This is a genomic window from Pseudomonas sp. NFACC08-1 (assembly GCF_900106735.1).
Classification (GTDB): domain Bacteria; phylum Pseudomonadota; class Gammaproteobacteria; order Pseudomonadales; family Pseudomonadaceae; genus Aquipseudomonas; species Aquipseudomonas fluorescens_Q.
Genome location: NZ_FNNL01000023.1, coordinates 14,694 through 26,930 on the forward strand (window position 1 = coordinate 14,694; position 12,237 = coordinate 26,930).

At 65.1% G+C, this 12,237-nt stretch carries 1 protein-coding gene (cut by a window edge); it reads left to right on the forward strand.

All coding sequences use genetic code 11. From position 1 onward, the window contains the following. Positions 1 to 12,237 carry the 5' portion of a non-ribosomal peptide synthetase gene (locus tag BLU76_RS29105; protein ID WP_092225572.1) on the forward strand. The gene runs 210 nt beyond the window's last position, so 12,237 of the gene's 12,447 nt are visible here — the first part of the coding sequence; the start codon lies at positions 1 to 3; the stop codon falls past the right edge of the window.

Here is a 12,237-nt window from a genome sequence, read left to right on the forward strand (position 1 = left end):
ATGAATGCTGAAGACGCCTTGAAACTTGCTCGCCGGTTTATCGGGTTGCCCCTGGACAAGCGCCGGATGTTCCTCGCGGCGCTGGCCAAGGAGGGCGTGGAGTTCAGCGGTTTCCCCATCCCCCAGGGCGTCGAGGCCGAGGATCGCCAGGCGTTGTCCTATGCCCAGCAGCGCATGTGGTTCCTTTGGCAGCTGGAGCCGGACAGCGGCGCCTACAACCTGCCCGGGGCGGTGCGGCTCAGCGGAGTGTTGAGCCTGCCGGCCCTGGAGCAAGCCTTCGCCAGCCTGGTGGCGCGGCATGAAACCCTGCGCACGGTGTTCCAGCGCCAGGCCGACGACCGTCTCCTGCAGGTGCCGGCCAGCGCGCCGCTGGTGATCGACCACGCGGACTTCAGTGCCATGCCGGCCGACGAGCGCGAGCAGGCGGTTCGCCTGGCCGCCGAGGCCCAGTCGATGCGGCCCTTCGACCTGGCCTGCGGCCCGTTGCTGCGGGTCGAATTACTCAAGCTCGATGAGCAGGAGCACGTGCTGCTGCTTACCCTGCACCACATCGTTTCCGATGGTTGGTCCATGAACGTGTTGATCGATGAGTTCATCCGTTTCTACGACGCCCATGAGGCGGGCGTTGCACCGCAGTTGGCCGACTTGCCGATCCAGTACAGCGACTACGCCCTGTGGCAACGCCGTTGGCTGGAGGCCGGCGAGCTGCAGCGGCAACTCGATTACTGGCAAGCGCAACTGGGCGACGAGCATCCGGTGTTGGAGCTGCCACTCGACTACCCACGCCCGATGCTGCCGAGCTATCGCGGTCGTCGCCTGGAACAGGTGGTGGAGGCCGAGCTGGTCGAGCAACTGCGCGGCGTGGCCCGGCAACAGGGGGTGACCTTGTTCATGCTGTTGCTGGGTACCTTCAGTATCCTGCTGCACCGTTACACCGGACAAGACGACCTGCGAGTCGGCGTCCCGGTCGCCAACCGCAACCGCCAGGAAATCGAAGGGCTGATCGGTTTCTTCGTCAACACCCAGGTGTTGCGGGTGCAAGTGGATGGCCAGGCCCGCCTTGGCGACCTGTTGCGTGACGTCAAGGAAACCGCCCTCGGCGCCCAGGCCCACCAGGACCTGCCCTTCGAACGACTGGTCGAGGCGCTGAAGCTTGAGCGCAGCCTGAGCTACAACCCATTGTTCCAGGTGATGTACAACCACCAGCCGGAAGTGGCCGACGTCACCACGCTGAAAGTCGGCAGCGGTCTGGAGCTGGGGGTCATCGAATGGGAATCGCGCAGCACCCAGTTCGACTTGAGCCTGGACACCTACGAAAAGGGCGGCCAATTGCATGCCGCGTTCACCTACGCCAGTGATTTGTTCAACCCCGAAACCATCGAGCGCATGGCGCGGCACTGGACGCTGCTGTTGCGCAACATCGTCGCCGACCCACAGCAGCGGGTCGGCGAACTCGCGTTGCTGGCGCCGGCTGAATATCGCCAGTTGGTGACAGAGTGGGGACGCCACGACACGACCTGGCCGAGCGAGCGCCCGGTACACGAGCTGTTCGAGGCGCAAGCTGAACGCAGCCCGGACGTCATCGCCTTGATCTGCGACGGACAACGATTGACCTACGGCCAGCTCAACGCCCGATCCAATCGCCTGGCGCGCACGTTGGTGGCGGCGGGTGTCGGTCCTGACGTGCTGGTGGGCATAGCTGTCGACCGCAGCCTGGAACTGGTGGTCGCCATCCTTGCCGTGCTCAAGGCCGGCGGTGCGTACGTGCCGCTGGACCCTCAGTACCCGGTTGATCGCCTGCGGTTCATGATTCAAGACAGCGCCAGTCGCCTGCTCCTGACCCAAAGCCATTGGCTTGAACGCCTGCCTGTGCCCGAGGGCGTGCGTTGCTTGTGCCTGGATCAGAGCCCGTCTTGGGAAGACACTGAGCCCGGCAATTTGCAACGCCAGGTGTGGGCCGACAGCCTGGCCTACGTCATGTTCACCTCCGGCTCGACCGGGCGCCCGAAAGGCGTCGGCATCAGTCATGGCGCGCTGAGCAAGCATGCGTTTGCCTCGCAGCACTATTACGGTTTGAGCAATGCCGACTGCGTGCTGCAATTCGCCACGTTCAACTTCGATGCCTTTGGCGAGCAACTGTTCGGGCCGCTGACCTGCGGCGCCTCGGTGCTGCTGCGTGGCAACGAGGTGTGGGACAGCGAAACCCTGTACCGCCACATCGTCGAGCAGGGCATCACGGTCATGGACCTGACCACCGCCTACTGGAACATGATCGCCAAGGAGTTCGCCGCTGCCGGCCCGCGTGACTACGCGGTGCTGCGCCAGGTGCACAGCGGTGGCGAGGCGATGCCGCCCGAAGGCGTGCAGGCCTGGCGTCGGGCCGGGCTCGAGCGGGTCAAGCTGCTCAACACCTACGGCCCGACCGAAGCCACGGTCACCGCCACCACCCTTGATTGCAGCGATTACGTCTTCAATCGCCGGCCGCTGCCGCTGACCTTGCCCATTGGTCAACCGCTGCCAGGCCGGCATACCTATCTGCTCGATGGGCACCTCGAACCCACGCCGGTGGGCGTGGTCGGCGAGTTGCTGATTGGCGGCGAGCTGCTGGCGCGCGGTTACTTCCAGCGTCCGGGCTTGACCGCTGAACGGTTCATTCCCGATCCGTTCTCCACCACCGGCGCGCGCCTGTATCGCACCGGCGACCTGACACGTTTCAACACCTTGGGCCAGATCGAATACGTCGGGCGCGTTGATCATCAAGTAAAGATCCGCGGTTTGCGCATCGAGCTGGGCGAAGTCGAAGCACGCCTGCTGGAACTGGACGCGGTAAACGCAGCCGTCGTGCTGGCGGTGCAGGGTGGCAGCAGCCTGCAACTGGTGGGCTACGTGGTGCCCCAGGATGCATCGCTGGTGTCGGCCTCGGCCGAGGTGCAGGGCGCGGCGCGGGACACCCTGAAGGCGCAGCTCAAGGATCACCTGCCGGATTACATGGTGCCCACGCAATGGCTGTTCCTGGCGCAATTGCCGCTGAGCCCCAACGGTAAGCTCGACCGCAAAGCCTTGCCTTCAGCCGATGCCAGCCAGCTGCAGCAAGCCTTCATCGCGCCCCGCAGTGAGCTGGAACGAGGCATCGCGGCCATTTGGCAGGACGTGCTCAAGCTTGAACAGGTCGGCCTGACCGACAACTTTTTCGAGCTGGGCGGCGACTCGATCATCTCGATCCAGGTGGTCAGCCGTTCGCGGCAGGCCGGGATCCATTTCACCCCCCGTGACCTGTTCCAGCATCAAACCGTACAAGGCCTGGCGAGTGTCGCGCAGCAGGGCGGCAGTGGCCTGCAGATCGATCAAGGGCCGGTCAGCGGCGAGCTGCCGTTGCTGCCCATCCAGCAGGTGTTTTTCGAGGACACCATTGCCCAGCGTCACCACTGGAACCAGGCTGTCCTGTTGCGCAGCCACCTGCCGTTGCAGGCGCCAGCGCTGACGCAGGCCCTCAACGCCTTGGTGGCGCATCACGATGCCTTGCGTTCGCGCTTCACCGAAACCCCGACGGGCTGGCGCGCCGACGTGGCGCCGGTGGCGATCGACCCCGAGTTGCTGTGGACCGCGGATAACCTGAGCGCCGCTGAGCTGCAAGACCTCTGTGCCAAGGCCCAGCGCAGCCTGGATTTGCAAAGGGGCCCGCTGCTGCGTGCAGTACTGGCGAACATGGCCGATGGCAGCCAGCGTCTGTTACTGGCCGTGCACCACCTGGCCGTGGACGGCGTGTCGTGGCGCATCCTGCTGGAAGACCTGCAACGGGCTTATCAACAGACCAGCGTCGGAGCCGCTCTCCAGTTGCCGGCCAAGACCAGTGCCTACAAGGCCTGGGGCGAACATCTGCAGGCCTACGCGAGCACTGAAACGCTGCGCGCCGAATTGACCTTCTGGCAGCAACAACTGCAAGGCGCCATGATGGATCTGCCCTGGGACAATCCCCAAGGCAGCCGGCAAAGCCGATACGCAAAAGTGCTGCACAGCCGACTCGACAAAACCCTCACCCAGCAACTGCTGCAACAGGCCCCTGCGGCGTATCGCACCCAGGTCAACGACCTGCTGCTGACCGCCCTGGCGCGAGTGATCTGCCGCTGGACCGGGCATGCCGACACGCTGATTCAACTGGAAGGCCATGGCCGCGAAGAGCTGTTCAGCGACGTCGATCTGACCCGTACGGTCGGCTGGTTCACCAGCCTGTTCCCGGTGCGGCTGACTCCTGCCGATAGCGTGGGCGCCGCGATCAAGCAGATCAAGGAGCAGTTGCGGGCGATCCCGAACAAGGGCATAGGTTTTGGTGTGCTGCGCTACCTGGGCGACGACGCGGCACAAGCCTGTCTCAAGGCCTTGCCATTGCCGTGCATCACCTTCAATTACCTCGGCCAGTTCGACGGCAGCTTCGATGCCAGCGAGGGCGCGCTGTTCAGCCCGGCGGGCGAAAGCGCTGGGCTCGAGCAGAGCCTCGATGCGCCGCTGGACAACGGGCTGGGCGTCGAGGGTCAGGTCTATGACGGCGAGCTTGATTTGCGTTGGACGTTCAGCAGTGAGCAATTCAACGAGGCGACCATCGCCCGTCTAGCCGATGACTATGCCCGCGAACTGGAAGCGCTGATCGACCATTGTTGCCTGGCCGATGCCATGGGCGTCACGCCGTCGGATTTCCCGCTGGCGCGTATCACCCAGGCGCAGTTGGACGCGATCCCAGTGCCGGCTGCCGCTATCGAGGACATTTACCCGCTGTCGCCGATGCAGCAAGGCATGTTGTTCCACACCTTGTACGAGCAGGGCACCGGCACCTACATCAACCAACTATGCGTGGATGTCGATGGCCTCGACCCCGAGCGTTTCCGCGCCGCGTGGCAGGCGACCATGGACGCCCATGAGATCCTGCGCAGCGGCTTCATCTGGCAGGGTGAGTTGCAGGAGCAGTTGCAGATCATCCATCGCCGCCTGGCGCTGCCTTACACCCTGCTCGATTGGCGCGGGCGCCATGATGTCGCCCAGGCCCTCAAGGATTTCACCGCCGCCGACCTGGCCAAGGGGTTCGACCTGACTCAGGCCGGACTGCTGCGGGTCACGCTGATTCAGCTGAGCGATGAGCGTCATCACCTGATTTTCACCAACCATCACATCCTGATGGACGGCTGGAGCAGCGCGCAGATGCTTGGCGAAGTGCTGCAACGCTACGCCGGTCAACAGCCGCCGCGTCCGGTCAGCCGCTACGCCGATTACATCCAATGGTTGCAGCGCCAGGACACAGCCCTCAGCGAAACGTTCTGGCTGGGGCAACTGGCCGATCTCCAGGAGCCGACGCTGCTCGCAAACGCCGCCGCGGCGAGTGCTGAAGTGCGCAGCGAAAGCGCTCACGCGCTCAGGCATTACACGCTGGATGCGCCGCGCACGGGCCGTCTCAACGCATTCGCCCGCCAGCAGAAAGTCACCGTCAACACCTTGGTGCAAGCGGCGTGGCTGCTGCTGTTGCAGCGTTACACGGGTAGCGACTGCGTGGCGTTCGGCACCACCGTGGCCGGGCGACCGGCAGAACTGGTTGGCATCGAACAACAGGTCGGCCTGTTCATCAACACCTTGCCAGTGATCGCAGGCTCGCGTCCGGACCAGACGGTCGCTGCCTGGTTGGCCGCCGTGCAAGCCCGGAACCTGAGCCTGCGCGAATTCGAGCACACACCGCTGGCAAACATCCAGCGCTGGGCCGGGCAGGGCGGGGGAGCGCTGTTCGACAGCCTGCTGGTGTTCGAAAACTTCCCGATCTCCGCGGCGTTGCAACGTGGCACCGCCCAAGGCGTGGTGTTCGGCGAAGTCGCCAACCAGGATCAGACGCACTACCCGCTGACCCTGGGCGTGACCTTGGGCGAGACGCTGGCGCTGCACATGAGTTTTGACCAGGCGCATTTCAGCGTCGCGACCATCGAGCGCTTGAGTGCGCAATTGCTGCACCTGCTGGAACGGTTTGCCGAATCCGCCGAGCGTCGCCTCGGCGAGATCGCCCTGGCCAGCGCTGAGGAACACCAGGCGCAACAGGCTGCCAACCACCCGCAACCGTACCCGACCGACATCGCCGTGCATCAACGCATCGCCCATCTGGCGGCGCTGAAACCGCACAGCACCGCGGTGATCTTCGATGGACAACGTTTCAGCTACGGCGACATCGACCGTCGGGCCAACCAATTGGCTCATGCACTGGTCGCCCGTGGCGTGGGCCCGGAAACCCGCGTCGGCGTGGCCCTGCCGCGCAGCGAAGGGGTGATCGTCGCGCTGCTGGCGGTGCTCAAGGCCGGCGCTGCCTACGTGCCGCTGGACACCAGCTACCCCCGTGAACGCCTGGCGTACCTGATCGAGGATTCGGGGCTGGCGCTGTTGCTCACCGATTCTCGCGTGTCGGCGCAGTTGCCCCTGGAACGTGCCGCACAGGTGCTGGAACTCGATCGCCTGGACCTGAGCCTGCAACCCATTCATGCACCTGCGATCGAGGTCGATCCACAGAACCTTGCCTACGTGATCTACACCTCCGGTTCCACCGGCAATCCCAAGGGTGTGAGCGTGGCCCATGGACCGCTGGCGATGCACTGCCAGGCCATCGGCGAGTGCTATGAAATGCAGGGCAGCGATTGCGAATTCCATTTCATGTCCTTCGCCTTCGACGGTGCCCACGAACGCTGGCTCACCAGCCTGACCCACGGCGCCTCGCTGCTGATTCGCGACGACAGCCTGTGGACCTCGGAGCAAACCTACGACGCGATGCGCGAGCATGCCGTGACCGTGGTGGCGTTCCCGCCGGTGTACCTGCAACAACTGGCCGAACACGCCGAGCGCGAAGGCAACCCGCCCAGGGTGCGCATCTATTGCTTCGGCGGCGATGCGGTGCCCAACGCCAGTTTCGAACGGGTCAAGCGCGCCCTCGATCCGGACTTCATCATCAACGGCTACGGCCCGACCGAAACCGTGGTCACGCCGCTGATCTGGAAGGCCGGCCGTGACGTGACGTGCGGCGCCGCGTATGCGCCCATCGGCAGCCGCATCGGCGACCGCAGCGCCTACGTGCTGGATGCTGACTTGAACCTGCTGCCCCAAGGCATGGCCGGCGAGTTGTACCTGGGCGGCAGCGGCCTGGCCCGGGGCTACCTGAACCGCCCGGGGCTGACGGCTGAGCGGTTTGTCGCTGATCCATTCAGCGCGGAAGGCGGCTTGCTGTACCGCACCGGCGACCTGGTGCGCCAACGCGCCGACGGCACCTTCGATTACCTGGACCGTATCGACAACCAAGTGAAGATCCGCGGTTTCCGCATCGAACTGGGCGAAGTCGAGGCCAGCCTGCAAGCCCTGGATGGCGTGCGCGAAACGGTCGTCGTGGCCCAGGAAGGCCCGGCTGGCAGTGGCAAGCGTCTGGTGGCCTATGTGGTGGCCGATGCGTCGGCGGCCCCGCGTGAGGCGTTCGCCGAGCACCTGCGCGAACAGCTCAAGGCGACCCTGCCAGCGCACATGGTCCCGGCCTATCTGCTGCTGCTTGAACGCTTGCCGCTGACCCCCAACGGCAAGCTCGACCGCAAGAACCTGCCCAAGCCCGACGTCAGCCAATTGCAGCAAACCTACGTGGCGCCGCGCAGCCCGCTGGAGCAGCAACTGGCGACCATCTGGCAGGACGTGCTCAAGCTTGGGCAAGTCGGCCTGCAGGACAATTTCTTCGAACTGGGGGGCGATTCCATCGTCTCGATCCAGGTGGTCAGTCGCGCCCGCCAGGTCGGTATCCAATTCACGCCGAAGGATCTGTTCCAGCACCAGACCATCGAGGCCCTGGCCGCCGTGGTCCAGACGGGCGCGCCGCTGCAACCGATCGACCAGCAACCCGTGACTGGCGAAACCGCACTGCTGCCGATCCATCAATGGTTCTTCGCCCAACCGATCCCCGACCGCCATCACTGGAATCAATCGGTGATGCTCAAACCGACGCAGGCGCTGGATGCACAGGCGCTGGAGCAAGCCTTGGGCGCGCTGATCGAGCACCACGACAGCTTGCGCCTGGACTTTATCGAACAGGGCGAAGGCTGGATCGCGCGTTACCGTGACGTCGAGGCGCAGGCCGCTGGCACGCTGCTGTGGCAGGCCGACGTCGCCGATCTCGCTGAGCTGGAAGTGCTGGGCAACCGGGCCCAGCGCAGCCTGCAACTGGACGGCGGCCCGCTGCTGCGCGCGCTGCTGGCGAACCTCGCCGATGGCACGCAGCGGCTGTTGCTGATCGTGCATCACCTGGTGGTGGACGGGGTGTCCTGGCGGATTCTGTTCGAAGACCTGCAAAGCGCTTATCGGCAGATGCTCGCGGGCACGGCGGTGCAACTGCCGGCCAAGACCAGTGCGGTCAAAGCCTGGAGCGCCGCGTTGCAGGACTACGCGGCCAGCGCACCCTTGCAGGCCGAACTGGGCTTTTGGCAGCAACAGTTGCAAGGCGCTTCGGCGGGGTTGCCGTGGGATAATCCCCAGGGCGGGCAGCAACACAGCCAAGCCGTGACGATCCGCTCGGCACTGGATAAAACCCTCACCCGGCAACTGTTGCAGCAGGCCCCGGCGGCCTACCGCACCCAGGTCAACGACCTGCTGCTGACCGCACTGGCGCGGGTGATGGTGCGCTGGACCGGCGACGACAGCGTGTGGGTGCAACTCGAAGGCCATGGCCGCGAAGAGTTGTTCGCCCACGTCGACCTGACTCGTACCGTCGGCTGGTTCACCAGCCTGTTCCCCGCGAAGCTGACCCCGGCTGCCGATCTCGGCGCCTCGTTGAAGCAGATCAAGGAACAACTGCGTGCCATCCCCAACAAGGGCATTGGCTTCGGCGCCTTGGCGCACCTGGGCGATGACTCTGCGCGCCAAACCCTGCAAGCCTTGCCGAAACCGCAACTGACCTTCAACTACCTCGGCCAGTTCGACGGCAGTTTCGAGGGGGCCGACGAAGCCTTGTTCGTGCCGACCACCGAGCGCGGCGGCGAAGAAGTGAACCTGCAAGGCCCGCTGGGCAGCCCGCTGGCCCTCGACGGCCAAGTGTTTGGCGGCGAGCTGGACTTGAGCTGGACCTTCAGCGGCGACAGGTTCGACGCCGCGACCATCCAGCGCCTGGCCGATGACTATGTACAGGAACTTACCGCGCTCATCGCCCATTGCTGCGACGACAACAGCCGTGGCGTGACGCCGTCGGATTTCCCCTTGGCGCGGCTGACCCAGGCGCAACTCGACACCCTGGTCCAACACCCCCAGGCCATCGACGACATCTACCCGCTGTCACCGATGCAGCAGGGTATGCTGTTTCATACCGTGCTCGAGCAGGGCAGTGGCGACTACATCAACCAGATGCGCCTCGACGTCGAGGGCATCGACCCACAGCGTTTCCGCGCCGCCTGGCAAGCCGTGGTCGATGCCCATGACATCCTGCGCAGCGGCTTCTTCTGGCAGGGCGACCTGGCGCAGCCGGTGCAGATCGTGCAGCGTCAGGTCGAGGTGCCGTTCCGTGTGCTCGACTGGAACGGGCGCACTGATATTGATGATGCCCTGCAAACCCTCGCCGACGCAGAACGTGCCCAAGGCGTGGACCTGACCCGGGCGCCGCTGATGCGCCTGGTGCTGGTGCGCACCGCCTCCGACCGTCATCACCTGATCTACACCAACCATCACATCCTGATGGACGGGTGGAGCAGCGCGCAGTTGCTCGGCGAAGTCTTGCAGCATTACCGGGGTGACAGCGTGGCCCGTCCGGCCGGTCGTTATCGCGATTACATTGCCTGGCTGCAACGCCAGGACGAGGCCGCCAGCGAAGCGTTCTGGACGCCTGCGCTGCGACGCCTGGAGACCCCGACGCGCCTGGCCGACGTCATGGCGAAGCCGGCCCAGGCCCAGGCCGGTCATGGCGATCATGTCCAGGTGCTGGACGAAGCGCTGACCCGACGCCTGGAGGCCTTTGCCCGCGCCTCGAAAGTCACCGTCAACACCTTGGTGCAGGCGGCATGGTTGCTGCTGTTGCAGCGTTACACCGGTCGAGACACGGTGGCCTTCGGTGCGACGGTCGCCGGCCGCCCGGCGGATGTGCCCGGCATCGAGCAGCAGATCGGCCTGTTCATCAACACCTTGCCGGTGATCGCCAGCCCGCGGGCCGAGCAATCCCTGGACAGTTGGCTGCAGGCCGTGCAAGGGCAGAACCTGGCGCTGCGGGAGTTCGAGCACACCGCGTTGCTGGACATCCAGCGCTGGGCCGGGCAGGGCGGTGAAACGCTGTTCGACAGCCTGCTGGTGTTCGAGAACTACCCGATTGCCCAAGCCTTGGAGCAAGGCGCGCCAGACGGCCTGCGCTTCGGCCCGGTGGCCACCCAGGAGCAGACCAACTACCCGCTGACGCTGTTGGTGGGCCTCGATCGGCAGTTGTCAGTGCACATGAGCTACCAGCGGGCCAGTTTTGAGCCCGCCACCGTGGCACGGCTGGCGGCGCACCTGGCTCAACTGTTGGGGCAGATGACCGCCCATGGCGAGCGCTGCCTGGGTGAACTGTCGATGCTTGAGTTCGATGAGCATCAGCGTCTGACCCATGACTGGAACCCGGTGGACGCCCCGTTCGAGCAAACGCTGTGCATTCACCAGATGATCGCTCGTCAGGTCGAAGCCACGCCAGAGGCCCTGGCGGTGACTTTCGCCAACACCCGTCTGAGCTACCGCGAATTGGACGGCCAGGCCAATCGCCTGGCCCATAGACTCATCGAACTGGGTGTGGGCCCGGAAGTGCGAGTGGGCGTGGCAATGCCGCGTTCCGAGCAGTTGCTGATCGCCTTGCTGGCGGTGCTCAAGGCCGGTGGCGCCTACGTCCCGCTGGACCCGGACTATCCGGCCGAACGTGTGGCCTACATGCTCGACGACAGCGGCGCGCGGGTGCTGCTGACCGAGCAAGCGGTGGCGGCGACGCTGGCCGTTGCGACCGAGACCGCTGTGTTGATGCTGGATCAACTCGACCTGACGCACTACCCGCTGAGCACACCCCACACCCAGGTCATGCCAGACAACCTCGCCTACGTGATCTACACCTCCGGCTCCACCGGCCAGCCCAAGGGCGTGGCGATTGCCCATCGCAACGTGCTGGCGCTGATCGACTGGTCGAAATCGGTCTACAGCTGCGACGATATCCAAGGCGTGCTCGCATCGACTTCCGTGTGTTTCGACTTGTCGGTGTGGGAGCTGTTCGTGACCCTGGCCAATGGCGGCTCGCTGATCATCGCCCGTAATGCCCTGGAACTGCCGCACCTGCCGGCCCGGGATCAGGTGCGCCTGGTCAACACCGTGCCATCGGCCATCGCCGCGTTGCAGCGCAGCGGTGAAATCCCGGCCAGCGTGCGCATCATCAACCTGGCCGGTGAGCCGTTGAAGCAGAGCCTGGTGGAAGCGCTGTACCAGTGTGGCAGCGAGCATGTCTACGACCTCTACGGCCCATCGGAAGACACCACCTATTCCACCTGGACCCGCCGCACCGTCGGCGGCACCGCGAACATCGGCCGGCCCCTCAAGCACACCGCCAGTTACCTGCTGGACGCTAACCTGCAAGCGGTGCCCCAAGGCGTCTCGGCCGAGCTGTACCTGAGCGGCGCGGGCATCACCCGTGGCTACCTCGGCCGTGCCGCGATGACCGCCGAGAAGTACGTGCCCAACCCGTTTTCCAGCAACGGCGAGCGCTTGTATCGCACTGGCGACCTGAGCCGTTATCGCGTCGATGGCGTGCTCGAATATCAGGGCCGGATCGACCATCAGGTGAAGATCCGCGGCTTCCGTATCGAGTTGGGGGAAATCGAAGCGCGGCTGCTGCAACAACCCGAGGTGCTTGAGGTGGCCGTCCTGGCCCAGGACGCGGCGGGAGGCCAGCAACTGGTGGCCTACGTGGTCGCCCCAGCGCTGGACCTGGACGTCACCGAAGCGCTGCGTGCCCTGCGCGATCAGCTCAAGGCCGGTCTCAGGGAACACTTGCCCGACTACATGATTCCGGCGCACCTGCTGTTCCTCGATCAACTGCCGCTGACGCCCAACGGCAAGCTCGACCGCAAGGCCTTGCCGGCCCCGGAGACCGGCTTGCTGCAAACCGGTTATGTCGCGCCGGCCAGTGAACTCGAGCAGCAGGTCGCGGCGATCTGGGCCCAGGTGCTCACGGTGGAACGCGTGGGTTTGAACGATCAC